Origin of the sequence: Rhodococcus sp. IEGM1428, assembly GCF_050321865.1 — a bacterium.
Classification (GTDB): domain Bacteria; phylum Actinomycetota; class Actinomycetes; order Mycobacteriales; family Mycobacteriaceae; genus Rhodococcoides.
Map to the genome: position 1 here is coordinate 144,220 of NZ_JBNQFW010000004.1, position 25,635 is coordinate 169,854.

Genomic DNA, 25,635 nt, shown 5'->3' on the forward strand with positions numbered 1-25,635 from the left:
GTCATTCGCTCTCGGCAATTTTGCCGAGTAGTCGATTCAGCTCGACGCGTTCGGCCGACTCGAGGCCGTCGAACATCTCGGACGACACCTGACGACGCGCGTCGTCGATCCGGTCCAGTAGTGCGCGACCGGTATCGGTCAGCGTCACCAGCACGGCCCGCCGATCACTCGGATCCGGCTGCCGCATCACCAGCTGCGCCGCTTCCAGCGAGTCGACGATGTCGGTGGCCGATCGCGCCACGATGCGCAGGTGCTCGGCGAGATCGCGCAGACGCATCGATTCCTGCTCACGGGCCAGGACGTGCAGGGCCCGGCTCTGTGAGGGATTGAGTCCGAACGGTTCGAGCGCACTCATGTGGCTGCGCCGGATGCGCCGCGCGACAGCCATGAAACTTTCGCTCAGATTGGTCGAAGGTCCGGGATCCATGGAACGGATCATAGCGAGGGTTGCCCGCAACCTCATAGTGAGGTAACCTCTGCATATTGCTTCAGTGACCCTGCTCTTCAACTTCCCTGGAGGTCTACTTGGAAAGCCGACCCGAACGTTCTCTTCCCGCATCCGATCCAGCACCCGTCAGCCGAGTCCTGGCTCTGTTCACGCCCTACCGGCGCAAGATCGCCATCGTCAGTGCGATCATCGTGGCCAGTGCGATCATCGCCCTCGCCTCTCCCTTACTCCTTCGCGAACTCCTCGATCATGCGATCCCCAACCGTGACGTCACCCTCGTCACCCTCATCGCGCTCGGCATGATCGCAGTTGCAGTCGCCACCAACACCCTCGGCGTCGTACAGACCTGGATGTCCAACGGCGTCGGCCAGCAACTCATGCACGACCTCCGCGTACAGGTCTACTCGCACCTGCAGCGGCAGTCCCTCGGATTCTTCGCTCGTACGCGCACCGGTGAGGTGCAATCGCGTATCGCCAACGACATCGGCGGTATGCAATCGGTCGTCACCAACACCGCGACGTCCATCGCTCAGAACGCAACCACCGTCGTCGCGACGGTGATCGCACTCTTCCTGCTCGACTGGAAACTCGCCACGTTCTCGTTGATCATCCTGCCGGTATTCGTTCGGGTCGCCCGCCGCATCGGCGACGAGCGCCGCAAGATCTCGACCAGGCGACAGAAGTTGCTCAGTGATCTGTCTGTCCAGATCGAGGAATCCCTTTCTGTCAGCGGCATTCTGCTGGGCAAGACCACCGGTTCCGCACAGGTGTTGACCGAGAAGTTCGCCGACCGATCCCACGAAGTGGCCGGCGTCGAGCTCGCGGCGATGATGGCGGGAAAGTGGCGAATGGCCACCATCCAGATCAGTTTCGCTGTCATGCCTGCGTTGGTGTACTGGTTCGCCGGCATCACCATCGGTCAGGGGAGCGCGTTGACGATCGGAACTCTGGTCGCCTTCACCGCTCTGCAAACTCAATTGTTCAGGCCCACCATGCAATTGCTCAACACCGGGGTGGAGGTGCAGGCCTCACTTGCCCTGTTCGGGCGGGTGTTCGAGTACCTCGATCTGCCGATCGACGTGGCCGAGCCGGCGCATCCGGTGGCGCTGCCCCGAGAGGCCGTGCACGGCGACGTCGCCTTCCGCGGCGTCGATTTCACCTATGCCGCGGCTACAGCTCCGACCTTGAGCGGCATCGACCTCGAGGTCCCGGCCGGAAGCACTCTCGCCCTGGTCGGTGCCACCGGATCGGGTAAGACGACGCTGGGCTATCTCGTTGCGCGCCTGCATGATCCGACGTCCGGATCGGTGACCATCGACGGCATCGATCTGCGGGAGATGGCGTCGGAGAACATCGCCGACCTGGTCGGCGTCGTCTCACAGGAGACTTACCTGTTCCACGCCACCATCAGGGAGAATCTGCGGTTCGCCAAACCCGATGCCTCCGACGAGGAGATTTTCGCGGCCGCCCGAACGGCGCAGATCCACGATTTCATCGATGGACTCGACGACGGCTACGACACGATGGTCGGTGAGCGCGGATACCGGTTCTCGGGTGGTGAGAAGCAGCGGATCGCGATCGCGCGCACCGTCTTGCGGAACCCGCCGATTCTGGTGCTCGACGAAGCGACCAGTGCCCTCGACAACCGCACCGAACGTGCAGTGCAAACGGCACTCGACGGCCTGATGGACGGTCGAACGACCATCCTCATCGCGCATCGACTGTCGACGGTGCGCTCCGCGGATCGCATTGCCGTCCTCGACCACGGGGTCGTGCGTGAGGTCGGAAGCCACGAATCCCTGTTGGAGCAGAGCGGCATGTACGCCCAATTGGTTCGAGCCGCAGACGATGTCGTGGACAGTGTGGCTGCATGAGTGAGACCGGGTGATCCCACTGCGGACCATCGCGGGGCGCGTCGAGTGCGAGATCGAGATCAAGAAATCTCGCTTCGTCGCGGTCGTCGATCGCGCGGCCGCCGAAGCAGACGCGCGAGTGCTGATCGACGGCGCCCGCAAGGCCGATCCTGCTGCTGGGCATCACTGTTCGGCGTTCATTGTCGACGCGTCGTCCACCGATCAACGCATCGAGCGGTCCAACGACGACGGTGAACCCAGTGGCACGGCCGGGATACCGATGCTGGAGGTGCTGCGTGGACATCACCTGACGAACGTCGTCGCAGTGGTCAGTAGATACTTCGGTGGAACCAAGCTCGGCACCGGTGGTCTGGCCCGCGCCTATTCCGGCGCGGTGACCGAGGCGCTGACGGGCGCGGCATTTCTCATCCGGGAGCGACGCGAGATACTGACCCTCGAACTCGATCACGCCGAGGTGGGTCGAGTGGAATCGGAACTTCGCGGGCACGGAGTGCTCGTGGTGGGGACTTCCTACGCAGCCCGCGCGGTCCTGACCGTTGCGGCCGCGGACGCCGATTCGGTTGCGGCACTTGTTGCTTCGCTCACTGCTGGACGCGTGGCCCCATTACGCAGCGGGCACATGTACGTGGAGATTCCGGACTAGCACAGCACACCGACATTCTGGGGTCGGACGAGCCCCGATCCGGGCCGTTCATCCACAGGGCACGCGTCTGTCCACATTTTGCGAACACGTTCACCACGGACGCCCTGCGCGTAGCAGTCTCGAATTCGATCGCAATCACGCGATACTTCAATCGAGAGGGCAGAGAACCATGTACGAAGCACAATGCGCCGTGGTCGGCACAGTCATCACCAACCCCGTCAAGCGGTCCACACCCACCGGCGACGAAGTCCTCAGCTTTCGGATGGCCAGCAACGCTCGGCGTCAGGACCGCAACACGGGTGAATGGACCGACGGCGGAACCCTCTACCTGACGGTCACGTGCTGGCGCCGTCTGGTGCGCGGAGTCGGAGCCTCACTGATGAAGGGCGATCCGATCATCGCCTACGGACAGTTGCGAACCAACGAATACACCAATCGGGACGGACTCGAGCGCGCCGATCTCGAGATGAGCGCCAGTGCTGTCGGACCGGACCTCGCGCGGTGCAACGTCTCGATCCATCGGACCAAAGCAGTGGTGCCCGAGGCGGCGACGGACGGAGATCCGGGAGCGGCGGAACCTCTCGACCGCGATGGGGAGTCGATGGCGGACCGCGAATCGATCGACGAGGACGTTCGAGAGTCGGTACCGGCCTGAACGACTGCCGGCATCCGCCGTCCACGCTGCAGCGGAAGCTGCGATCGAGTGTGGACGGCGGATGCGGGCTCGGCACGTTCTCGGGCGATGGTGTTCGGACGCGCTCGCACCGATAAGCTGGGCGTCATGGCTGAATTCATTTACACCATGAAGAAGGTGCGCAAGGCGCACGGCGACAAAGTCATCCTCGACGACGTGACGATGAGCTTCTATCCGGGAGCGAAGATCGGCGTCGTCGGCCCCAACGGCGCCGGTAAGTCCAGCATCCTCAAGATCATGGCGGGAATCGATCAGCCCGGAAACGGTGAGGCGTTCCTCGCTCCCGGTGCTTCGGTCGGCATCCTCATGCAGGAGCCGGTTCTCGACGACACCAAGACCGTTCGCGAGAACGTCGAGGACGGTCTCGGCGAAACGATGGTCCAGCTCAAGCGCTACAACGAGATCGCCGAGCTGATGGCCACCGACTACTCCGACGAGCTGATGGAGGAGATGGGCGAGCTGCAGGAGAAGCTCGACCACGCCGATGCCTGGGAGATCGACTCTCAGCTCGAGCAGGCGATGGACGCCCTCCGCTGCCCGCCGCCCGAGTCACCCGTCACCAACCTCTCCGGTGGCGAGAAGCGCCGTGTGGCGCTGTGCAAGTTGCTCCTGAGCAAGCCGGACCTGCTGCTGCTCGACGAGCCGACCAACCACCTCGACGCCGAAAGCGTGCTGTGGCTCGAGCAGCACTTGGCCGCCTACGCCGGGGCCATTCTCGCCGTGACCCACGATCGGTACTTCCTCGATCACGTCGCGCAGTGGATCGCCGAGGTCGACCGCGGCCACCTGTACCCGTACGAGGGCAACTACTCCACCTACCTGGAGAAGAAGGCCGAGCGTCTCGAGGTTTCGGGCAAGAAGGACCAGAAGCTGCAGAAGAGGCTCAAGGACGAACTGGCCTGGGTTCGCTCCGGTGCCAAGGCTCGCCAAGCCAAGAGCAAGTCTCGCCTGGCTCGCTATGACGAGATGGTTGCCGAGGCGGAGAAGACCAGGAAGCTCGACTTCGACGAGATCCAGATACCGAACCCGCCGCGTCTCGGCGACGTCGTGGTCGAGGTCAAGAGCCTCGACAAGGGCTTCGACGGCCGCGTGCTGATCAAGGATCTGTCGTTCACGTTGCCCCGCAACGGCATCGTCGGCGTCATCGGCCCCAACGGTGTCGGTAAGACGACGCTGTTCAAGACCATCGTCGGGCTCGAGGAGCCGGACGGCGGCGAGGTCAAGATCGGTCAGACCGTCAAGCTCAGCTACGTCGACCAGAACCGCTCGGGCATCGACTCGAAGAAGACGGTCTGGGAAACCGTCTCCGACGGACTGGACTTCATCACCGTCGGCAGCTCCGAGTTTCCGTCCCGTGCGTACATCAGCTCGTTCGGATTCAAGGGCCACGATCAGCAGAAGCCTGCCGGAGTGCTCTCCGGTGGTGAGCGGAACCGTCTGAACCTGGCGATGACGCTCAAGCAGGGCGGCAACCTGATCCTGCTCGACGAGCCGACCAACGACCTCGACGTCGAAACGCTCGGATCGCTCGAGAACGCGCTCGAGGAATTCCCCGGCTGCGCCGTGGTCATCTCGCACGATCGCTGGTTCCTCGACCGCACCTGCACGCACATCCTGGCGTGGGAAGGTGGCTTCGGCGACAACGAGGCAGCGTGGTACTGGTACGAGGGCAACTTCGAGGGCTACGAGGCCAACAAGGTCGAGCGTCTCGGGCCCGACGCAGCACGTCCGCATCGCGTCACACACCGGAAGCTGACCAGGGACTGACATGTCGGGAAAGACCTTCACCTGCACTCTTCAGGTGCGGTGGGGAGATTCCGATCGCCTCGGCCACGTCAACAACACCAGGTTCGTCGAATACCTCCAGGAAGGCCGCGTTCAGTTCCTGAACGCGGTCTTGGGAGGTTCGGGGCCACGGGGCGCAGCGGTGGTTCGTAAGCTCACCACCGATTTTCTGCATCCGATACTCGACGACTCGGGACCGTTGACGATCGAACTGTGGATCACGCGAATCGGGAACACCTCCTACGGCGTCCAGCATGTGGTCACCGACCGCGATGGAACGGTCTGCGCGAGGGCGGAGGCGCTGATGGTCGCCTTCGATCTTGCAACCTCCTCGTCTCGGGCTCTGAGCGAGGACGAGCGACGTCTCCTCACGGAGTATCTCGTCGCCGGAATCGAGTACCCGGAATAGTTCGCCGCGCTGGGTCTGCAAGGTCACTGCGGTAATCGAGTCTTCGACACTAAGGTCGAGGAGTCATCGACGACCGGCGATCGGCGGGCGTCGGGAAAAATCCTCACGAGGGAGTACTCGAACACCATGCCGCGCTCGCTGGACCTGACCGACAACGACTGGGCCGACGGGCTCGACGACCGACTTCTGAGCGAGCTGGAGAAGCTGCGCGCCGAGTACTTCGAGCACGTGGACACCACCGCCGTCGGGGCGTCTGCACACGCGCCCGACATCACGTCGTTCCGCCGGCACGTTCGGCTCGCTGCCCAACGTCGGCCTGAGACGGCGAACGTGGCCGTTCACCGACCGAGTGAGTCGGGTTCGGCAGCGCAGCAGGCCGCCGGAAGCTATCTGCAGATCGTCACCGACGACATGCCGCTCCTCGTCGAATCGATCATTTCGCTTCTTGCCCGTCTCGGCATCGAGTACACCGACGTGGTGCACCCGATTCTGTCGGTCGCCCGCGAGGCCGACGGCGTGCTGACGGGCCTGAGCTCGAGCGGATCGCACGAGTCCTGGATCCACGTTCAGCTCCATCCCTCCACCTCCGAAGATGCGGTTGCCCGGCTCGAGTCGGAGGCGAGCCGCGTACTCGCCGACGTTCGTCAGGTTGTCGGCGACACCGATCGAATGCGTCGAGTACAGGCAGAGGTCGCCGATCGCCTGGACGAGGTCGCTCAGCGGGCCGACGGCGCGGATTCCGACGCTTCCGATACCGGCAGTGCCGTCGAACATCGCGACGCAGCTGCTCTGCTGCGCTGGCTCGGCGACGGCCACTACACGCTGCTCGGCTACCGGCGTTACCGCATCGATCAGGTCGACGGCGACCGGACAGCGACCGGCGACGAGTCGAGCAGTCTCGGGGTCCTACGCGACTCTGTGCACCACGTGGACGGCTCGGAACCTGTGGGACAGCGCGATCTGGTGACGTTGACCCAAGGAGCGAGCCCGGCCACGGTGCATCGCGCCGTCTACCCCTACTTCGTGAGTGTTCTCGACGACGACGATTCCGCGGAACATCGGTTTGTCGGCGTCTTCACCGTGACTGCGCTGCACGAGAACGTGCTCGACATTCCGGTCATCGAGCGGCGGGTGCGCTCGGTGATCTCCCGCGCAGGCCACGATCTCGGATCGTTCTCGGGTCAGGCCATGCTCGAAGTGCTGCAATCGATGCCGCGCTCGGAACTGTTCGCCACCACGGCGTCGTGGCTGTTCGAGACGGCGAGTGCCGTGCTTGCGCTCGGCCGTCGGCGCAAGGTCAAGCTGTTCGTGCGGCCCGACGCCAGCGGCTCGTTCGTCTCCGCCCTGGTGTATCTACCGCGAGATCGGTACACCACCCGTGTCCGCCTGGCTATCCAGGATCGATTGCTCCGCGAACTCGGCGGAACTTCGCTGGATTACACGGCGCGAGTGACGGAATCGGATCTGGCACTGTTGCACGTCACCGTGCGTCGGGCACCCGGGACTGCGGCGACCGAACTGTCGGCCGAGGACATCACTCGGATCGAGGCGGCACTCACCGAGACCACCAGAACCTGGGAAGATTCGCTCGGCGACGCCGTCTCCCTCGACCGTACGGTCGATCCACTGCGGATTCAGCGGTACACCGACGCGTTCCCGGAGGCCTACAAGCAGGACTTCAGTCCGGCACGGGCCGTGACCGACATTGCTCGCCTCGAAGCGCTCGGCGACGAGTCGATCGATATGCAGCTCTATCGCAACGAGCAGTCGGCGGTGGGGAGCTGGCGTTTCTCGCTGTACATCGGCGGCGCGGGAGTCTCGTTGTCTCAGGTGTTGCCCATCCTGCAGAGTCTCGGTGTCGAGGTGGACGACGAACGGCCGTACCCTGTGGTGCGACCGGACGGAATGTCTTGCTGGATCTACGATTTCGGGCTGTCTGCTTCGCGAGAGATGCTGCACTCGGCAATCGACGGCGACATCGACGCAGAGCTGTCCGAGGCGGGTACCGCCGATCGTGAGAGCCGAGTTCAGCACCGCTTCACCGATGCATTCGCAGCAGTGTGGAGCGGTCAGGCCGAGGCAGACCGGTTCAACGAACTGGTGATGCGTGCCGGCCTGCACTGGCGGCAGGCAGTGGTGTTGCGTGCGTACGCGAAGTACTTGCGCCAGGCCGGTTTTCCCTACAGTCAGTTCAACATCGAGGGTGTACTGCTGACACATCCGCGCACGGCGCGGTTGCTCGTCGGCCTGTTCGAGGCGCAGTTCGACCCCGAGGTGAGCTCCGAGGAGAACGCGCAGGCGATCGGCACCCAGCTGGGGGAGTTGATCGATCAGGTCGTCAGCCTCGACGCCGACCGCATTCTGCGCAGCATGTTCGAGCTGATCCGCGCGACACTACGTACCAACCATTTCGTGACGGGGGCCGATGGCAGCCGCCGAAAGTACCTCTCGCTCAAGTTCGACCCGCAGTCGATCGCCGAATTGCCCAAGCCGAAGCCGAAATTCGAGATCTTCGTCTACTCGCCCCGCGTCGAGGGAGTGCACCTACGGTTCGGTGCCGTGGCCCGCGGAGGCCTGCGCTGGTCGGATCGCCGTGAGGATTTCCGCACGGAGATTCTCGGGCTGGCGAAAGCGCAGATGGTCAAGAACGCCGTCATCGTCCCGGTCGGTGCCAAGGGCGGATTCGTCGTCAAACGTCCGCCGGTGGTCACCGGTGACGCCGATCGAGATCGCCAGGCATACGCCGAGGAAGGCAAGGCCTGCTATCGGTTGTTCATCGCCGGGCTGCTCGACATCACCGACAATCTCGATCGTGCAACAGGTTCGGTGTCGGTACCCGAGGGCGTCGTGCGCCGAGACGGAGACGACACCTACCTCGTCGTCGCCGCAGACAAGGGCACCGCGACGTTCTCCGACATGGCCAACGACGTTGCCGCGCAATACGGCTTCTGGCTCGGCGACGCCTTTGCCTCCGGTGGGTCGGCGGGCTACGACCACAAGGCCATGGGTATCACGGCCAAGGGCGCGTGGGAAAGCGTCAAGCGACACTTCCGTGAGCTCGGAATCGACACGCAGAGTCAGGATTTCACCGTCGTCGGTGTCGGTGACATGAGTGGGGACGTGTTCGGTAACGGCATGCTGTTGAGCCGGCACATTCGCCTGCTCGCCGCCTTCGACCATCGGCACATCTTTCTCGATCCCAACCCGGAGCGGGAGTCGTCGTTCGCCGAACGAGAGCGCCTGTTCGCGCTGCCGAGGTCGTCGTGGGCGGACTACGACACCTCGCTGATCAGCGAGGGCGGCGGAGTGTGGGAGCGGACGCGCAAGTCGGTTCCCATCAGCGCCGCAGCACGTACGGCGCTCGGGCTGGGGGACTCGGTCGAGTCGTTGTCTCCGCCGGAATTGGTGAACGCGATCCTGAAGGCTCCCGCCGATCTGCTGTGGAACGGCGGAATCGGCACTTACATCAAGGCCTCCACGGAGACCAACGCCGAGGTGGGCGACAAGGCCAACGACGCGGTTCGCGTCGACGGGATCGATGTACGAGCGGCCGTCGTGGGGGAGGGTGGCAACCTCGGTGCCACCGCACTCGGGCGTATCGAATACGCCGCAGCCGGCGGCAAGATCAACACCGACGCCGTCGACAACTCTGCGGGCGTCGACTGCTCCGACCACGAGGTCAACATCAAGATCCTGCTGGAGACAGCAATCACCAACGGGAACCTGGCACGTGAGGACAGGGACGAGTTGCTCGCGTCCATGACCGACGAGGTGGGCCGACTGGTGTTGTGGGACAACATCATGCAGAACGAGTTGCTCGGTACGTCCAGGTTCGATGCGCCCAGTCTCGTCACCGTGCACAGTCGAGTGATCGAGGATCTGGAAGTACGTCGGGGACTCGACCGTGAGCTCGAGGCCCTGCCGACCGAGGCCGATCTACGACGACGAAAGCAGGACGGTCGAGGACTGACGTCGCCGGAACTCGCCACCTTGATGGCGCATGTGAAACTGGCGTTGGAAGCCGAGCTGCTCGACAGCGAGCTCCCCGACAGCGACGTCTTTGCTCCGCGCTTGCCCAAGTACTTCCCCGAACCAGTGCGGGAGCCGTACGCCGAGGCGATCAAGGCGCATCCGCTCCGGCGTCAGCTGGTGGCGACGACACTGGCGAACGAGGCCATCGATTGCGGCGGAATCACGTTCCCCTACAGGCTGACCGAGGATTCCGGTGCGGCGGGCACCGACGCCATCAGGGCGTTCGCCGCCGCCACCGAGATATTCGGACTCGACGAGGTGTGGAATTCCATCCGTGCCGCGGATGTGCCGACCGCAGTCTCGGCTGAACTGCTGCTCGAATCGCGCCGGATGCTCGATCGTGTGTCGCGCTGGCTGCTCGCCAACCGCCCACAGCCTCTGGCTGTCGGAGCGGAGATCAGTCGGTACGCCGGTCAGGTGCGGGCCCTGCAACCGTCGGTGTCCACGTGGATCTCCGGGCACCAGGCCAGTGATCTGGACGCGCGGTCGGCAGCCGCGATCGAACGAGGTGCACCGGCCGGGCTGGCCAGGCGCATCTACGGCCTGCTCGACGTGTACTGCCTACTCGACATCATCGATATCGCGGATATCGTCGATCGAGACGGAGCCGAGGTAGCCGAGCTCTACTTCGCGCTGGATGCGCACATCGGAATCGACTGGCTGCTCACGGCCGTCTCGAAATTGGCCCGTGGAGATCGATGGCACTCCTTGGCGCGCTTGGCTCTTCGCGACGACCTGTATTCCTCGCTGAGAGGAATCACGCAGGCGGTGCTGGCCGGCGGCGAACCGGACGAGTCGGTGGCAGAAAAGATCGCGGAATGGGAATCGACCAACTCCTCGCGCCTGGCGAGGTCGCGTGCTGCGTTGACCGAGATCGCCGAGTCGGGAACCCTGGACTTGGCAACGCTGTCGGTTGCCGCCCGCCAGGTCCGCAACATGATGCCCTGACCCGAAAGCGGAGCAACGGAATCCGCGACACTCGACCGAGAAGAGGAAACGACCACGTGAGTGTGCCCGACGACCATCTGTCCGACAAACGACCTGCAACCGAGCGAGTGGGCTTTCATGCCGCCGTGGACGTGCGGTGGTCGGATATGGATGTCTACCAACACATCAACCATGCCCGGATGGTGACGCTTCTCGAAGAGGCGCGCATCCCATGGCTGTTGGTGGACGGCAGGCCGACGGCAAATCTGCGCCACGGAGCAGTGATCGCGGATCTGCACGTGAAGTATCGAGGCCAGCTTCGGCACGAGGACGGTCCGCTGGATGTCTTCATGTGGATCGACGCGGTCCGTGCGGTGGACTTCGTTGTGGGATACGAGGTGCGGGCGCGGGGTGCATCGCTGGATACTCCGGCGGCCGTGGTGGCCTCGACGCAGATCGCAGCTTTCGATATCGATGCACAGCGGCTGCGCAGGCTCACCCCGGAAGAGCGTGCGTTTCTGGTGAGCTGGCAGCGTGTATGAGCGCGTACTGACCGTTCCCGAAGCGGTCGATCGAGAGAATCTGGCGACGTTCTGCACCAAGGCGCTGCGTCTGGACGAAGCGGCGGTGATCCGGATGCGTACGCGAACGGGCGGCAGTGTGTCCTGCTGGGTTACAACGGGTTTCGATGCTCTGGCGGCGCGAGTGATCACCGGAACCGTGGTGCCCGACGACACGTGCGCGGGTGCCGACGTGTTGGCTGCTGCGCTGCAGCGGGCGGACGACGGTGTGGTCGACCCAGGATTCTCGATGGATTCTGCATGGCGTGGCGCACTGCCGCCGGACGGCGGATTCGAGCATCTCGACGACGTTCCGGCCCGAATACTGGTCGGGCTCGCCCAACGCGGCGCGGCCCTGGCGAAGGAGCACGGTAGCAGCCATGGCCCGCCGAGTTCGCTGCTCGAACAGGAGGTGCTGCACGTCACCGGCGACGTCGACGAAGTGTCGATCTCGATGCGCACCGTATTCGCCTTGACGGCAATGGGATTCGTGCCCCACAGTGGCAGTGACCCCATGACGATCGACGTCGATCCGGATCGGATCGCCGCCGACGAGGTGGTTCGGGTACGCATATCACCGGTGTGGTTACGTCTCGACGCCCGCTACGGCTCGGTGTACGTTCGCCGCGCCGGCCACCAGCTGTCGCTGACGGTGGAGCGCTAGACGAGCCAGGCTGCGGCGTTCGCGTCGAGTCGGCCGTTCACCAGTGGGGCACTGGCAAGCAGTAACTCGCCGGGGGGCAGGGGGATCGGCTCGTCGGATGCGTTCAGGGCGCAGATGAGTCCGCCGCGTCGACGGAACGCCAGGCAGCCGGGAGGCGCTCCGTACCAATCGATTCCGGCACCGGTGAATTCCGGACGCAGGGCCCGCAACTCGAAGGCCGTGCGGTACAGGCTCAGCATGGAATCGACGTCTTCGAGTTGCGCCTCGGCGGTGTGTCCGTCCCACTCCCGGGGCATCGGTAGCCAGGTGCGATCGGTGGAAGAGAACCCGAACGGGGGCTCGTGTCCTTCCCACGGCATCGGTACGCGGCAGCCGTCGCGTCCCCGTTCGGCGTGCCCGGAGCGCTCCCACACCGGGTCCTGGAGCGCGTTGTCGGGCAGCTGTACGTTGGGCAGCCCGAGCTCGGCACCGTTGTAGACGAAGATCGTGCCGGGAAGAGCCAATTCGACCAGGATCATGGCGCGGGCGCGGGTGCGGCCCACATCGCCGCCGCCGTACCTGGTGACCTCACGTTCGACATCGTGGTTGGACAGCGTCCACGTTGGAGTGCCGTCGACGAGTTCGACGGCCGCAAGTGAGTTGGAGATGGCGTCGCGGATGGTCTCGGCGTCGAAATCGACACTGGCCAAACGGAAATTGAACCCCAGGTGCAGCTCGTCCGGCCTGATGTAATCGGAGAACCGAACGTTGTCCTGAACCCAGATCTCACCGACGGTCACCGTTCCGGGAAACTCGTCCATGACGGTTCTGATGCGTCGATGCAGATCGTGCACGTGGGGATTGTTGAACCGAGGATCGTCGTCGTCGTTCTTCATCAACGCGTTCAGTTCGAGACTCATGTCGGCCAGGTCGGCAGGCTTGGCCATGCCGTGCGCTACGTCGAGTCGAAATCCGTCGACGCCGCGGGCGAGCCAGAACCTCAGCGTGCGCGCGAAATCCTCGAACACCTCGGGATTGTCCCAGTTCAGATCCGGCTGCTCGGGCGCGAAGATGTGCAGGTACCACTGCCCTGGGGTGCCGTCGGGCTCGGTGATTCGCGTCCACGCCGGGCCGCCGAAGATGCTCGGCCAATTGTTCGGCGGCTGCGAACCGTCGTCACCGCGGCCGTCGCGAAAGATGTAGCGAGCCCGCTCGGCGCTTCCACGTGGCGCGGTCAAGGCGGACCTGAACCAGCGGTGCTCGACGCTGGTGTGATTGGGAACCAGATCCATGGTGACCTTGATGTCGCGAGCATGCGCCTCGTCGACCAGTGCATCGAAGATCTCGAGGCTACCGAACAGTGGGTCGATGTCGCGGGGATCGGACACGTCGTATCCGTGATCGGCCATCGGTGATCGGGTGATGGGGCCGATCCAGACGGCGTCGATCCCCAGCAATTCGAGGTAGCCGAGCTTGTCCCGAATACCGTCGAGGTCACCGACCCCGTCGCCGTTGGAGTCCGCGAAAGACCGGGGATAGATCTGGTAGAAGACGGCGTCCTGCCACCACAACAACTCGGAGCTCTCGATCGGATCGGTCACAAGTGGCAATAGTGCCAAACGACCGGCCGCGTAACGATTCAGGGGCGCTGGGGTCGATCGGACCGATCATTCGCGGTCAACGTCGAGTAAAGCTTTGTGCTCATTCACATGACCGACACGTGCCTGTTGCTTTGGAAAGTGTTGTATGTTCTGCATCGGAAACCAGTAGCGGCTTCAAGCCGCGCCCGACGGTGAGGACGCGACCCACGCCATGACTACGTCGACCATCGAAGCAGTACGGCTCGGAGACATCGCGCTCGACGACAGTCCCATCGAGCCGACGTGGATTCTCGAAGGGAACCCGCACGCACGCGTCGCCGAGTGGTCGAAGAGCATCGACGGCACGACGACCACCAATGTCTGGGACTGCACGGCCGGCCGTTTCCGCTGGTTCTTCGCGGTCGACGAGATCGTGCACATCATGGATGGTTCGGTGATCGTCTCGAGCGACGATCACGCACCGCGCACCCTGGTCGCCGGAGACGCGGCGCTCTTTCGTGCGGGCACCTGGACCGAATGGCACGTGGAGAACTACGTGCGCAAGCACGCCATCCTCCGCCAACACCTGCCCCGGCCGGTGAGCTTCGCGCTCAAGCTTGCCGGTGCCCTGCGGAGCAGAGTGAGCAAGCGCGCAACGTCCAGGGGCGCGAATCCGAAGCGCGTCGGGTCGCTGTGACCACCCGCCTTCTCAGATAGCCGAGTTCACCATCGAATTCGCGGCCATGTCCATGTAATCGGTGAGCTGCGCACGGTGTGCAGCGTCCAACACCGACGGGTCTATGGACGCGATCGCGATGTGCATGCATCGAAGCCACGCATCTCGTTCCATCGGCCCGATTCGAAACGGGTTGTGCCGCATCCGCAATCGAGGATGGCCACGTTCGTCCGAGTAGGTCCGCGGACCACCCCAGTACTGTTCGAGGAACATTCGCATCCGCCGTTCGGCCGGTCCGAGATCCTCCTCGGGATACAGCGGGCGAACGATCTCGTCCTTGGCGACTTCTTCGTAGAACTTCGCCGTGAGTAACCGAAACGTCTCGGCACCGCCGACCGCGTCGTAGAACGTCTGCTGCGGTTCGGTCATCACACTCTCTCTTGTTTCTCGTCGTTCCTGCAGGCTCTCGATCGGCGTCCACCGCTCATTGTCCCTCAGGAGCCGGAGTCGGCCGCGACCCCACCCGGACGCCCCAATGCATACGGCGCTTTGATGTCGGCGTCGACGAAGGCCTCGAGGATGTCCTGATGAAGGCGGCGCTGGACGGCCCACTGGCGTCCGGGGCGCGTTTTGATCGTGATGCGGATGGTGACGGTGTCTGCGCTGACCGCGTTGACTCCGAGCATCTCGGGCGGTTCGAGGATGTCTTTCTCGAAGTCGCCGGACTTGACCAACGACGTAGTGGTGCGTTCGGCCACCTCGCAGGCGTGCTCGATGTTCGCCGTGTGCGAGATGGGGAGATCGAGAACGGCCACCGCGAAGCCCTGGCTCATGTTGCCCACGCGCAGCACCTCGCCGTTGCGGCAGTACCACACCGTGCCGTTGATATCTCTGATCGTGGTGACCCGCAGACCCACGCTCTCGACGGTGCCGGTGGCCTCACCGAGGTCGACGACATCGCCTACTCCGTACTGATCCTCGAGCAGCATGAAAATTCCGGACAGGAAGTCTCGCACCAGGTTCTGGGCACCGAATCCGAGTGCGACACCGACGATGCCCGCAGACGCGATGAACGGTGCCACGTTGACGCCGACAACGTCGAGAACCGAGAGTACGAACCAGGTGAGAATCATGACCGAGACGGCCGACTTGAGCACCGAGCCGATCGTGCTGGCCCGTTGTTTGCGACGCTCGTTGAGGATTGCACCCTTGACGGTGCCCGACGAGCGGTCGCGAAGCGGTCGCAGCAGGATCGGCGACTTTCCGCTGCTGTTGTCGGTGAAACGGTTGATCATCCGGTGCAGACACAGGCGCAGCACGATTGCGAGGACCAGATAACCGAGGACCTGCAGCGGCCGATCGACCAGCCAGTCGCGTCCGGTATCCGTCAGCTCGAAGGCTCGGGTGTCGAGCTCCCGCCGAAGCGACGGCTCGGAAAGGGGTGATGCGGACAGAAGGGTTGATACAGACACCCGAAAAGTCTACGGAGACCCAGAATTCTCGCCAGTCATGCAGCGCATGGCGGCGTCGTTCGGCCGTCCCGAGCGTGAGTATGCGAAATGTTCACCGATCGGCAACAGGAAATGCGGAGAAAAAGCCTGTGCGCGGGCGGTGCATTCGTGTTCCACTGTGAATCGTGTTCCACGCAAGCCATGCGCGGGCGCCGACTGCTTCTGGAGTAACGCATGAAGAACTCTCAACATCGCCATCGACAACTCCCGCCCACTGAGGGCCGCATCGCGCACGACCAGCGTGAGACGGCCTCGGGGGCTTCTCCGCTGCGCGTGGTGCCGACGGCCCACGATGCCACGGGCGACGACGCCGTACCGGCGTGGGTCAAGCGCCGTGTGCTGCTCCTCAACGCCACATTCGAACCACTGACCGCGCTTCCGATGCGCCGGGCGGTGGTTCTTCTCGTTTGTGGGAAGGCCGACGTGGTGCACGACGATCCGGAAGGACCGTTCATTCGATCGGCCGGGTTCTCGGTGCAGGTGCCGTCGGTGATCAGGTTGCGGACCTTCGTTCGCGTTCCGTATCGGGCCCGTGTGCCCATGACACGCGCCGCGTTGATGCATCGCGACCGCTTTCGGTGCGCGTACTGCGGGAGCAAGGCCGAGACTGTCGACCATGTGGTGCCGCGAAGCCGCGGAGGCGGTCACTCGTGGGAGAACTGCGTCGCGTGTTGCGCGTCGTGCAATCACCGCAAGGCCGACAAACTCCTCAGTGAGATCGGGTGGACGTTGCGCGCGCAGCTGGTGCCACCGAAAGGCCCGCACTGGCGTCTGCTGGCGACGACAAAGGAGTTGGACCCCAGTTGGCTGGCGTATCTCGGCGAGGGTGCGGCCTGACGGTCGACCGGTGTGACCATTTCGGTCACAACACCGGCCCCGACGTGGTCCGACGCGCAATTGTCGACTAACGTCACACCCTGTGAGCATTTTTGAGACCACGCTGATTTTCGGGGTGATTCCGGTTGCGGTGATCGGACTCATCGGCGCGTTGTCCTACCTGACCGACAAGCAGCCCGGTATGGATGTTCCTCCCTACCGACTGACGGACGAGTGGACGCGCGAGCCATTGCTGTGGAGCGCAACGGACGAGGTGACTCCCTTCGGAGGCCACGGATCGCACGATGCGGACGCAGCCGACTCGATCGGAGGTGCTGCAAGTGGCAAGTGGTGAACTCGTCCGCAGCGACATCAAGGAAGAAGACCTGCCGTTCGGGGCTGCTGTGACGGCGAGTGGTCGCGTCTCGGCTGCTCACGAGTTCGGGACGGTCAATCCGGAGCACCTGCCTTTTGCGACGCAGGAACTGGTGGCCCTCGACGACGCGCTGACCGAGGCGACTCGGCAGACCAAGATTCGGTTCAACATCTACATCGGTGATCTCGGAGACGATCCGGCCGCTGGTGTCGAATCGGTGTTTCCGAGCACGCCCGACGCTGTTCGATCGATTCTGATCGCCGTCGACCCCAATCGGCACGCCCTGGAGATTCGCAGCGGTAAGCGGGTATCGAACCGAGCGACCGACCGCGTCGCGCAGTTGGGTGTGACGGCCGCCCTCGGCCCGTTCCGCGACGGCAACCTGATCGACGGTCTCGTCGCCTCCGTGCGGGTGATGGCTGCGTCCATCCTCAGTCCCTAGCCGTCACCAGGGCCGGTTGCTCCACCTCACGGTGGAGCAACCGGCCCTGGTCGTATGTGCAGGAGCGATCAGCTCGCGTCGAACTCCCGTGCTGCGAGAGCCCGGACGACGCCGGCCCGTCCCTCGATCACCAGGCGACGGAGTGCCGGAGGCAGTTCGCCCTCCAAGAACCCGTCCGCGGCCGCGAGTGACTGTTCACTGATCGACCAGGAGGGGTACAGCCCGATCACGACGGTCTGCGCCACCTCGCTGGATCGACGGGACCAGACACCCTGGATGGCATCGAAGTAGCGGGCGACGTAGGGCTCGAGCAACTCGCCCTGGCCGGGCCCCGCGAAGCCGCCGATGATCGAGCGCGCCGTGATGTTCGGCACCGAGTCGTCGTCGACGACAGTTGTCCAGGCCTGCTCTTTTACCTCGGCGCTCGGTCGAGCGGCCCGCGCAGCCGCGGCCGACCTTGCCCCGGCGGCGGTGTTGTCCGCGCTCGCTTCTGCATCGATGACCGGCGAATCGAGCCCGTCGGAGTCGATCGCGCCGGCCGCCGCCAGCGCCGTGACGATTCGCCACCGCAGGTCGGTATCGACGCCGAGGCCGGACAGGGACTGACCGTCTGCATCACCGTCGAGCAGGGCCCGCAGCACGTCGATGTGGCGGTCGTGGAGTTCGGTACCGGTGAGGGCGTTGACGAACGCCAGCTGGTGATCCGAGCCCGCCTCGGCACCGCGTGCCAGTTCCAGCAGTGCGTCGGCGAACTCGGGGGAGCCGTGCTCGGCCGCCCAGGCGGGGTCGGCGTAGCTGGTGATGGCGGTCTCCGCCTGCAGCAGAAGACGCTGCACCACACCCACTTCGGTCTCGCCGCCGATCCCGCGCTGGACGAGGGCAACAAAATCGCGGGCCTTCATCTCGGCCGATCGAGTCATCTCCCACGCTGCCGACCACGCGAGGGTGCGGGGGAGTGGTTCGGCGATGTCGCCGATCCGAGACAGGAGCGTCTCGAGCGAGTCCGGGTCCAGACGCACCGCGCAGTACGTCAGGTCGTCGTCGTTGACCAGCACCAGCTTGCCTCGCGAGACGCCGACCAGCGCATCGACATTCGTCGATTCGGCTGCATCGAGATCGAGCTCCACTCGGTCGGTGCGCACGAGCTTGCCGTCGACGTCGTCGTAGATGCCGACGGCGATACGGTGGACTCGATGCTCGCCTGCACCCGGCGCGGCACCGCTCTGCCGAACCGCGAAGCGTGTGAACTTACCGTCGGCATCGACGTCGAAGTCCGGGCTCAGGGTGTTCAGGCCGGTGGTGCGCAGCCACTGCGTGCCCCAGTCGGACAGGTCGCGACCCGACGACTTCTCCAGAGCAGCAAGCAGATCCGAGAAGGTGGCATTGGCGAAGGCGTGGTCGACGAAGTAGGCCCGCAGCCCGGCCAGGAAGTCTTCCTTGCCCACGTAGGCCACCAGCTGCTTGAGCACACTCGCGCCCTTGGCGTAGGTGATCCCGTCGAAGTTGACCTCCACCGCGGCCAGGTCGGGGATGTCGGCGGCGATGGGATGCGTCGAGGGCAACTGGTCCTGGCGGTACGCCCATGCCTTCTCGACGTTGGCGAACGTGGTCCACGCGTTCGTGTACTCGGTGGCCTCGGACTGGCAGAGAACCGATGCGAACGTGGCGAACGATTCGTTGAGCCACAGATCGTCCCACCACGTCATGGTCACCAGATCGCCGAACCACATGTGGGCCATCTCGTGCAGCACGGTCTCGGCGCGACGCTCGTACGAGGCGCGTGTCACCTTGGACCGGAAGACGTAGTCCTCGAGGTACGTGACGGCGCCGGCGTTCTCCATCGCACCGGCGTTGAACTCCGGTACGAAGAGCTGGTCGTACTTGCCGAAGGCGTACGGGGTGCCGAAGTTCTCGTGGTAGAAACCGAAGCCCTGCTTGGTCTCGGTGAACAGGCGCTCCGCGTCCATGTACTCCGCAAGCGTTGCGCGGCAGTAGATTCCGAGCGGTATGGTGCCGTGATCGTCGGTGTAGGAGTCGGTCCACTCCGCGTACGGACCGGCGATCAGCGCGACGAGATAGGTACTCATCAGCGGGGTCGTGTCGAACACGTGCTCTCCCGCGGCAGGCTCGGCACCGTGCGCGGCGTTGGAGATCACGGTCCAGCTCTCGGGAGCGGTGACCTTCAGGTCGAAGGTGGCCTTGAGATCGGGCTGATCGAAGCAGGCGAACATGCGCTTGGCGTCGGCGGTCTCGAACTGCGAGTACAGGTACACCGAACCGTCGGACGGGTCGACGAATCGGTGCAGGCCCTCACCGGTGTGCGAGTAGAGGCAGTCCGCGTCGATGACGAGCTCGTTGTGTTCGGCCAGATTCTCGAGTGCGATACCCGTCGACTCGTCGTAGTTCGCAGTGTCGAGGGCGGTGCCGTTGAGCGTCGCGGAGCGAATCGTGCTCGCAATGATGTCCACGAAAGTCGACGATCCGGCGGTGGCCGCGAACGTGATGGTGGTGAGCGAGCGGAACGTCTTCTCGCCCGGATTGCCTTCGCCGTCGGTGAGATCGAGAACGATCGCGTACTTCGTTTCCCCGATGATCGCCGAACGTTCGGAGGCTTGGTCACGCGTCAGGTTGGGAGCAACCACTTCAGTCGACACCTCTTCGTGTAGTTATGGGTAGTGCTGTCCATCCCATCACGTCACGAGTGGCTCGCGCTGGCCGACCGGTAGTGCGGAATGTATGCGCGGTGGGCGGTTGTTATCGCAAGAAGAGATGTTGACCTCGACTTCCAAGGAGTAGACAGTGGCCGGTTCAGGACAGAAAGACACTGCGGATTTTTGGTTCGACCCACTGTGCCCGTGGTGCTGGATAACCTCGCGCTGGATTCTCGAGGTGCAGCAGGTGCGAGACATCGACGTGAACTTCCATGTCATGAGCCTGGCCGTACTCAACGAGGGCCGCGATCTGCCCGAGGAATACGCCACGATGATGAAGAAGGCGTGGGGTCCGGTTCGGGTGGCGATCGCCGCCGCGAAGCTGAAGGGTGACGAGATCCTCTCGCCGCTGTACAGCGCCATGGGTACGCGAATCCACAACGAGGGCAACAAGGATTTCGACGTCGTGATCCGAGAGTCCTTGGCTGAACTGGACCTGCCTGCCGATCTCGCGAAGGCAGCCGAGAGCACCGACTACGACGAGGACCTGCGCACCAGCCATCACGCAGGAATGGACAAGGTGGGCCCGGACGTGGGCACCCCGACCATCCACGTCAACGGAGTCGCGTTCTTCGGCCCGGTGATCTCGCGAATCCCGCGTGGCGAAGAGGCGGGCAAGCTGTGGGACGCGTCGGTGATCTTCGCGTCGTACCCGCACTTCTTCGAGCTCAAGCGCACGCGGGACGAGGATCCACAGTTCGACTGATCGAGCGAGCACCTCGCGCGTGGAAATTCGCAGCAGGAGGCGAACTTTCACGCGCGGGGTGACTAGGCAACAATGCGATCCGACGCGTCGGCGGTACCGAAAGTTCGGTGCTCGCCGACGTGGAATCGCCTCGCCGACCACGCCGCTGCGGCGGCGTCGAGAAAGTCGTCGACGACCGGCCCGTCAGGGAGGTCGCCCAGGTCGAGATGCTCGCTCAACCGTCCCAGCGCAGCCAACCGCTGTCCGACGCCGCGGCCGCTCTTCTTCGATGCGAACGGCGTCGTCGGTGACATTGCCCGGAAAGAACATTCGGGATGTACCTCGACGTAGATGTCCGGATCGAAGTCCGCCTCACGCCATGCCTGCACAGCAGGCAGGATGTGCCAGGTCTGCTTACTGATCGCTTTGCCGGTGATGCTCCGCGAGAGTGCGCAGGCCTGCTCGTACGTCGAGGCGTCGAGAACGTCGACAACGGGCGTGTGGAATATGGAGCTTCGCGCCCGGCCGAGAAACGCCTTCGCCTCGAGTTCGCTGATGCGATAGCCGTACACCGGCAGAGACAGTGGCATGTCGACGCCCACTCGCGCGCAGTCTCGGGTGTGCTCCAACACCTCGGCCACGGAGGAGCAGCCGGTCCACGTCAATCTCGAACCGTCGAAGACTGCAACCACCCACGCACCCTTCGCGCCGTCGACACCGGCGAATTTCTCGGCTCGTGAGTTCACCTGTCAGACTCTAGGCATGCGCGTATACCTGGGTGCCGACCACGCCGGCCTCGAGTTCAAGAATCAGATCATCGAACACCTGACAGCAACCGGGCACGAGCCCGTCGACTGCGGTGCCTTCGACTACGACCCCGTCGACGACTACCCGGCCTTCTGCATCGACGCAGCACGCCGCGTCGTCGCCGATCCGGGCAGCCGCGGACTGGTGCTCGGCGGCTCCGGAAACGGCGAGCAGATCGCCGCGAACAAGGTGCCGGGCGCTCGCTGCGCACTGGCATGGAGCGTCGAGACCGCAAAGCTGGCCCGCGAGCACAACGATGCTCAGCTCATCGGCATCGGTGGCCGTATGCACACGTTGCCCGAAGCCCTCGCCATCGTCGACGCGTTTCTCGGCACTCCGTTCTCGGGCGAGGAGCGCCACCAGCGCCGCATCGACATCCTGTCCGAATACGAGCGCAGTGGCGAGGCACCCGAGGTTCCGGGAAAGCCCGCTTAAGTGCCCGAAGGCCACACCCTGCACCGACTCGCTCGGCTGCATCAACGACGGTTCGGCGGGGCACCGGTCGAGGCGAGCAGTCCCCAGGGACGGTTCACCTCCGGTGCCGCGCTGATCGACGGGCTCGTGCTCGAAAGAGCGGAGGCCTGGGGCAAGCATCTGCTGCACCGTTACGAGACCGATCTGATCGTGCACATTCACCTGGGCCTGTACGGAAAGTTCACCGAACAGGCAGTGCCACTGGATGATCCGGTGGGCGCAGTACGTCTGCGCATGGTGGGGGAGAAGTACGGTGCCGACCTGCGCGGCCCCACCGCGTGCGAGATCTACACCGAACAGCAGGTCGACGCCCTTCTGGCGCGGCTCGGGCCGGACCCGCTCCGCAAGGATGCAGATCCGGACGCGGCCTGGATGCGAATCTCCAAGTCGCGCACCGCGATCGGGACACTACTGATGGATCAGAAGGTGCTGGCCGGAGTCGGAAATGTCTACCGCGCCGAGATCCTGTTCCGGCACGAGATCAACCCGATGCGTCCCGGCAGGGATCTCGATCGAGCAGAGTGGGACGCGATCTGGTTCGACCTCGTCGAGCTGATGAAGATCGGTGTTCGACGCGGCCGCATCATCACCATCCGGCCCGAGGACGACCACGGCGACACCTACGGTGCCCGCCGACCACGCTCGTACGTCTACCGCAGGGAAGGCCTTCCGTGCCGCGTGTGCGGCACCGAAATCCTGCACTCGACGATGCAGGCCCGAAACCTGTTCTGGTGCCCCGTCTGTCAGGCAGCCTAGAACCCGCCGAAGTCGCCTCCACCGCCGAAGTCGCCTCCGCCGTCGAACATGCCCCCGCCGCCGTCCATGGCACCGAAGTCGGTGTCGCCGCCGCTGTAATCGTCGCCGCCGGAACCGTCCCCGTTGTAGTCGTCGCCGCCGGAACCATCGCCCGAGCCGTCGGCCCCCATGTCTCCGCCCGCCGCCGTCTCGTCCGGCACTCCCGCCATGCCGGAGAACATCGCCGAGAACAGGAACATCGAACCCATTCCCCACGCGCCGGCGACCAGCGCAGGCCGCCACCACGGCTCGGAGTACCAGCCCGCAGGGACCGGACGGCCTGCTACTCGGCCGCCCGGGTAGTAGTTCGGGGTGCGGTCCGACGGATCGGGTGACGCTGCGATCTCGCGGCCCTCGAAGTCGACCTTGCGCTCCTCGGTGACTCGTCCTGCCTGCTGCTGGCCGTCGATGCCCTGCACCTCCGGGCCTGGATCCATGCCCATGGCCAACCGCGCGGCGCGGATGTAGTAGAGCCCTTCCAGCGCCGTCTGCTTGGCCAGTCGGGCCTGTTCGGGGGTGGTGGCCTGATCGATCTGCGACCCGGCGGCGATATTGCGCTCGGACGCGTCGGCCAGGGCCTGCTTGGACGGTGTGTCGGTGCCGATCAGGTTGTAGACCTGACCGCCGAGGCGTTCGATCGACTGGCGGGCGTCGGCCTTGGCGTCGGCCAGCGCAGTTTCGGCCGCCGCAGCCGAGTTCTTCTTGCTTCGCAGCACCAACAGGGCCACTGCGGCGATGACGAGGACGATCAGGACTATTTCCACTTCGGGCCTTCCGCCGACGGTGCATGTCCGGTTCGTTCGGACAATTCGGACTCCGTTTCAGGGTACGCGGACACGAAAAAGCCCCGCACTGAAAGTGCGGGGCTTTTCGATGGAGCCGATGACGAGAATCGAACTCGCGTAGCCTGTTTGGAAGACAGGGGCTCTACCATTGAGCTACATCGGCGTGCAAACAACAGTCGTGGGATCGCCAGTTCCGTCGCCTGCGTTTCAAGACTGTACCCAAAGCCGTCGCCGGATTCCAAACCGGCATGCCGCGCCGGGTTCGCCCGAACGTCATCGGTGGGGCGCCGATGAGGGGCTACTATCGGTTGCTGTTCAATGGTGTGGGTACGACGGGGTGTGGCGCAGCTTGGTAGCGCATCCGCTTTGGGAGCGGAGGGTCGCAGGTTCAATTCCTGTCACCCCGACAAATGAGGGCCGCAGGCACGGTTCGCCGTGTTTCGCGGCGAGCGAGGTAAGACCGCAAGCCAGCACCGTAAGCACCACCAGCAAGCAAGAATTACCAGAAGGAGCATGTCCCGTGAAGAGCACCGTCGAGCAGCTGAGCCCGACGCGAGTCCGTATCAACGTTGAGGTGCCCTTCGAGGAGCTCAAGCCTGATTTCGACCGCGCGTACAAGGCTTTGGCTCAGCAGATCCGCCTCCCCGGATTCCGTCCCGGTAAGGCTCCGGCCAAGTTGCTCGAAGCTCGCGTCGGCCGTGGTGCGGTGCTCGAGCAGGTCGTCAACGACGCTCTTCCCGCCCGTTACTCCGAGGCCGTGACGAACGAAAAGGTCAAGGTCATCGGCCAGCCCGAGATCGAGATCACCAAGATCGAAGACGGCACCGAGCTCACGTTCACCGCCGAGGTCGACGTTCGTCCCGAGATCGCACTGCCGGACTACTCGACCATCAGCGTCGTCGTCGATCCGCTCGAGATCAAGGACGAGGCCGTCGACGAGCAGCTGCAGTCGCTGCGCCAGCGTTTCGGCACCCTGACCGGTGTCGATCGCCCGGTCCAGTCCGGCGACTTCGTCTCGATCGACCTCTCGGCCACTGTCGACGGCGAGAACGTGGAAGAGGCAACCGCAAGCGGACTGTCCCACGAGGTCGGTTCCGGCCAGCTCATCGAGGGACTCGACGATGCGATCATCGGCGTCTCCGCGGACGAGTCGAAGGAGTTCACCTCGACTCTGGTCGCCGGCGAGTACGCAGGCAAGGAAGCTGTCGTCACGGTCAAGGTCGTGTCCGTCAAGGAGCGCGAGCTGCCCGAGGCCGACGACGAGTTCGCCCAGCTCGCCAGCGAGTTCGACACGTTCGACGAGCTGCTCGCCGATCTGAAGACGCGCGTCGAGCGAGTCGCGAAGGTCGAGCAGGCCGGTCAGATCCGCGACAAGGTGCTCGAGACGTTGCTCGAGACGCTCGAGATTCCGGCTCCCGAGGCCGTCGTCAAGGCCGAGGTCGATTCCCAGGTGCACGAGGCCATCCACGGCCTCGATCACAACGAGGAAGCACTCGCCGAGCTGCTCGAATCGCAGGGTTCGAGCCGCGAGGAATTCGACAAGGACGTCAAGGAAGGTGCCGAGAAGTCGGTGCGTACCCAGCTCCTTCTCGATGCGATCGCCGAGGCCGAGAACACGCAGGTCGGGCAGGAAGAGCTCACCGAGCGGATCATCTTCCAGGCGCAGCGCTACGGCATGCCGCCCGAGCAGTTCATCCAGCAGGTGCAGCAGGCCAACCAGCTCGGTGCGGTGTTCGCCGACGTCAAGCGCGGTAAGGCCCTCGCTTCGGTCGTCGAGCGCGTCACCGTGACCGACACCAACGGCGCGAGCGTCGACACGGCCGAGCTGTTCGGCAGCCCCGCCGATGCTCCCGACGAGGTCGAAGCAGCTGATTCTTCCGAGGGCGAACAAGAGAAGTAACGCTCACAGCGAACGACGGCGGTTCCGGGACTCCGGAGCCGCCGTCTTTCGTTAGTGTCTGT

Annotated in this window: 23 protein-coding genes and 2 tRNA genes; 17 read left to right on the plus strand and 8 right to left on the minus strand. The window is 64.4% G+C overall.

What is annotated here, in order from left to right; translation table 11 throughout:
- Position 1: 1 nt before the first annotated feature.
- Positions 2 to 427, minus strand: a complete 426-nt coding sequence (locus tag ACQR3T_RS18905) for a MarR family winged helix-turn-helix transcriptional regulator (RefSeq protein WP_032379238.1) — start codon at positions 425 to 427, stop codon at positions 2 to 4.
- 98 nt (positions 428 to 525) lie between these two features.
- On the opposite strand from ACQR3T_RS18905, the gene ACQR3T_RS18910 reads away from it, so the two are divergent.
- From ACQR3T_RS18910 to ACQR3T_RS18945, 8 genes are all read left to right on the plus strand, one after another.
- Entirely contained in the window at positions 526 to 2,322 is a 1,797-nt protein-coding gene (locus tag ACQR3T_RS18910; protein WP_428694495.1) for an ABC transporter ATP-binding protein, read from the plus strand.
- A 10-nt stretch (positions 2,323 to 2,332) separates the two neighbouring features.
- Positions 2,333 to 2,965, plus strand: coding sequence for an IMPACT family protein (locus tag ACQR3T_RS18915; RefSeq protein WP_428694496.1), 633 nt, complete (start codon positions 2,333 to 2,335; stop codon positions 2,963 to 2,965).
- Positions 2,966 to 3,134: 169 nt separating this feature from the next.
- Positions 3,135 to 3,620: a single-stranded DNA-binding protein gene (locus ACQR3T_RS18920; RefSeq protein ID WP_428694497.1), complete on the plus strand. Its 486-nt coding sequence runs from the start codon at positions 3,135 to 3,137 to the stop codon at positions 3,618 to 3,620.
- Between the two features lie 126 nt (positions 3,621 to 3,746).
- Positions 3,747 to 5,426 carry an energy-dependent translational throttle protein EttA gene (gene ettA, locus ACQR3T_RS18925; protein WP_032402531.1) on the plus strand — a complete coding sequence of 560 codons (1,680 nt, stop codon included), beginning with the start codon at positions 3,747 to 3,749 and terminating at the stop codon, positions 5,424 to 5,426.
- A 1-nt stretch (position 5,427) separates the two neighbouring features.
- Complete coding sequence (locus ACQR3T_RS18930) at positions 5,428 to 5,853, plus strand: acyl-CoA thioesterase (RefSeq protein ID WP_428694498.1); 426 nt, start codon at positions 5,428 to 5,430, stop codon at positions 5,851 to 5,853.
- Positions 5,854 to 5,979: 126 nt separating this feature from the next.
- Complete coding sequence (locus ACQR3T_RS18935; protein WP_428694499.1) at positions 5,980 to 10,833, plus strand: NAD-glutamate dehydrogenase; 4,854 nt, start codon at positions 5,980 to 5,982, stop codon at positions 10,831 to 10,833.
- A gap of 56 nt (positions 10,834 to 10,889) precedes the next feature.
- Entirely contained in the window at positions 10,890 to 11,354 is a 465-nt protein-coding gene (locus ACQR3T_RS18940; protein ID WP_052058437.1) for an acyl-CoA thioesterase, read from the plus strand.
- A complete protein-coding gene (locus ACQR3T_RS18945) occupies positions 11,347 to 12,036 on the plus strand; it encodes a hypothetical protein (RefSeq protein ID WP_032379234.1) in 690 nt (229 codons plus the stop codon). Before ACQR3T_RS18940 ends, ACQR3T_RS18945 begins: the two co-directional genes overlap by 8 nt.
- Here ACQR3T_RS18945 and ACQR3T_RS18950 read toward each other — a convergent pair.
- Entirely contained in the window at positions 12,033 to 13,616 is a 1,584-nt protein-coding gene (locus ACQR3T_RS18950; RefSeq protein WP_428694500.1) for a glycoside hydrolase family 13 protein, read from the minus strand. The two genes, ACQR3T_RS18945 and ACQR3T_RS18950, sit on opposite strands and share 4 nt — an antisense overlap.
- A 211-nt stretch (positions 13,617 to 13,827) precedes the next feature.
- On the opposite strand from ACQR3T_RS18950, the gene ACQR3T_RS18955 reads away from it, so the two are divergent.
- Positions 13,828 to 14,292: a cupin domain-containing protein gene (locus ACQR3T_RS18955; protein WP_032379232.1), complete on the plus strand. Its 465-nt coding sequence runs from the start codon at positions 13,828 to 13,830 to the stop codon at positions 14,290 to 14,292.
- Positions 14,293 to 14,304: 12 nt separating this feature from the next.
- Here the strand turns inward: ACQR3T_RS18955 and ACQR3T_RS18960 are convergent, their stop codons facing one another.
- Positions 14,305 to 14,700, minus strand: a complete 396-nt coding sequence (locus ACQR3T_RS18960; protein ID WP_032379231.1) for a globin — start codon at positions 14,698 to 14,700, stop codon at positions 14,305 to 14,307.
- A 65-nt stretch (positions 14,701 to 14,765) separates the two neighbouring features.
- On the minus strand, positions 14,766 to 15,725 hold the full coding sequence (locus ACQR3T_RS18965) for a mechanosensitive ion channel family protein (protein WP_428694714.1): 960 nt from the start codon (positions 15,723 to 15,725) through the stop codon (positions 14,766 to 14,768).
- A gap of 231 nt (positions 15,726 to 15,956) precedes the next feature.
- Here ACQR3T_RS18965 and ACQR3T_RS18970 point away from each other — a divergent pair, with 231 nt between their 5' ends.
- The 3 genes from ACQR3T_RS18970 to ACQR3T_RS18980 all read left to right on the plus strand — a co-directional run bounded on the left by ACQR3T_RS18970 (position 15,957) and on the right by ACQR3T_RS18980 (position 17,416).
- A complete protein-coding gene (locus ACQR3T_RS18970; protein WP_196249161.1) occupies positions 15,957 to 16,619 on the plus strand; it encodes an HNH endonuclease in 663 nt (220 codons plus the stop codon).
- Positions 16,620 to 16,701: 82 nt separating this feature from the next.
- On the plus strand, positions 16,702 to 16,953 hold the full coding sequence (gene ctaJ / locus ACQR3T_RS18975) for an aa3-type cytochrome oxidase subunit CtaJ (RefSeq protein WP_032379229.1): 252 nt from the start codon (positions 16,702 to 16,704) through the stop codon (positions 16,951 to 16,953).
- Entirely contained in the window at positions 16,940 to 17,416 is a 477-nt protein-coding gene (locus ACQR3T_RS18980) for a DUF5130 family protein (RefSeq protein ID WP_032379228.1), read from the plus strand. Before ctaJ ends, ACQR3T_RS18980 begins: the two co-directional genes overlap by 14 nt.
- Positions 17,417 to 17,484: 68 nt before the next feature.
- Here the strand turns inward: ACQR3T_RS18980 and pepN are convergent, their stop codons facing one another.
- Complete coding sequence (pepN, locus tag ACQR3T_RS18985; protein WP_428694501.1) at positions 17,485 to 20,058, minus strand: aminopeptidase N; 2,574 nt, start codon at positions 20,056 to 20,058, stop codon at positions 17,485 to 17,487.
- A 157-nt stretch (positions 20,059 to 20,215) separates the two neighbouring features.
- On the opposite strand from pepN, the gene ACQR3T_RS18990 reads away from it, so the two are divergent.
- On the plus strand, positions 20,216 to 20,833 hold the full coding sequence (locus ACQR3T_RS18990) for a DsbA family protein (protein WP_032379226.1): 618 nt from the start codon (positions 20,216 to 20,218) through the stop codon (positions 20,831 to 20,833).
- 62 nt (positions 20,834 to 20,895) lie between these two features.
- Here ACQR3T_RS18990 and ACQR3T_RS18995 read toward each other — a convergent pair whose 3' ends face one another.
- Positions 20,896 to 21,558, minus strand: a complete 663-nt coding sequence (locus ACQR3T_RS18995; RefSeq protein WP_428694502.1) for a DUF429 domain-containing protein — start codon at positions 21,556 to 21,558, stop codon at positions 20,896 to 20,898.
- 16 nt (positions 21,559 to 21,574) lie between these two features.
- Here ACQR3T_RS18995 and ACQR3T_RS19000 point away from each other — a divergent pair, with 16 nt between their 5' ends.
- Both ACQR3T_RS19000 and ACQR3T_RS19005 read left to right on the plus strand, forming a co-directional pair.
- Positions 21,575 to 22,054 carry a ribose-5-phosphate isomerase gene (locus ACQR3T_RS19000; RefSeq protein ID WP_032379225.1) on the plus strand — a complete coding sequence of 160 codons (480 nt, stop codon included), beginning with the start codon at positions 21,575 to 21,577 and terminating at the stop codon, positions 22,052 to 22,054.
- A complete protein-coding gene (locus tag ACQR3T_RS19005; protein ID WP_428694503.1) occupies positions 22,055 to 22,849 on the plus strand; it encodes an Fpg/Nei family DNA glycosylase in 795 nt (264 codons plus the stop codon).
- On the opposite strand, the gene ACQR3T_RS19010 is transcribed toward ACQR3T_RS19005, so the two are convergent.
- Together ACQR3T_RS19010 and ACQR3T_RS19015 are read right to left on the minus strand one after the other, a co-directional pair.
- The gene (locus ACQR3T_RS19010) at positions 22,846 to 23,652 is read right to left on the minus strand and encodes a hypothetical protein (protein ID WP_032402380.1); all 807 of its coding nucleotides are present in this window, start codon (positions 23,650 to 23,652) and stop codon (positions 22,846 to 22,848) included. The genes ACQR3T_RS19005 and ACQR3T_RS19010 overlap by 4 nt on opposite strands.
- Before the next feature lie 110 nt (positions 23,653 to 23,762).
- Positions 23,763 to 23,836 (minus strand) — tRNA-Gly (locus ACQR3T_RS19015).
- Positions 23,837 to 24,006: 170 nt separating this feature from the next.
- On the opposite strand from ACQR3T_RS19015, the gene ACQR3T_RS19020 reads away from it, so the two are divergent.
- Both ACQR3T_RS19020 and tig read left to right on the plus strand, forming a co-directional pair.
- Positions 24,007 to 24,080: transfer RNA gene (locus tag ACQR3T_RS19020), tRNA-Pro, on the plus strand.
- Between the two features lie 113 nt (positions 24,081 to 24,193).
- Positions 24,194 to 25,573 carry a trigger factor gene (gene tig, locus ACQR3T_RS19025; protein WP_032379222.1) on the plus strand — a complete coding sequence of 460 codons (1,380 nt, stop codon included), beginning with the start codon at positions 24,194 to 24,196 and terminating at the stop codon, positions 25,571 to 25,573.
- The last annotated feature ends 62 nt before the right edge of the window (positions 25,574 to 25,635 follow it).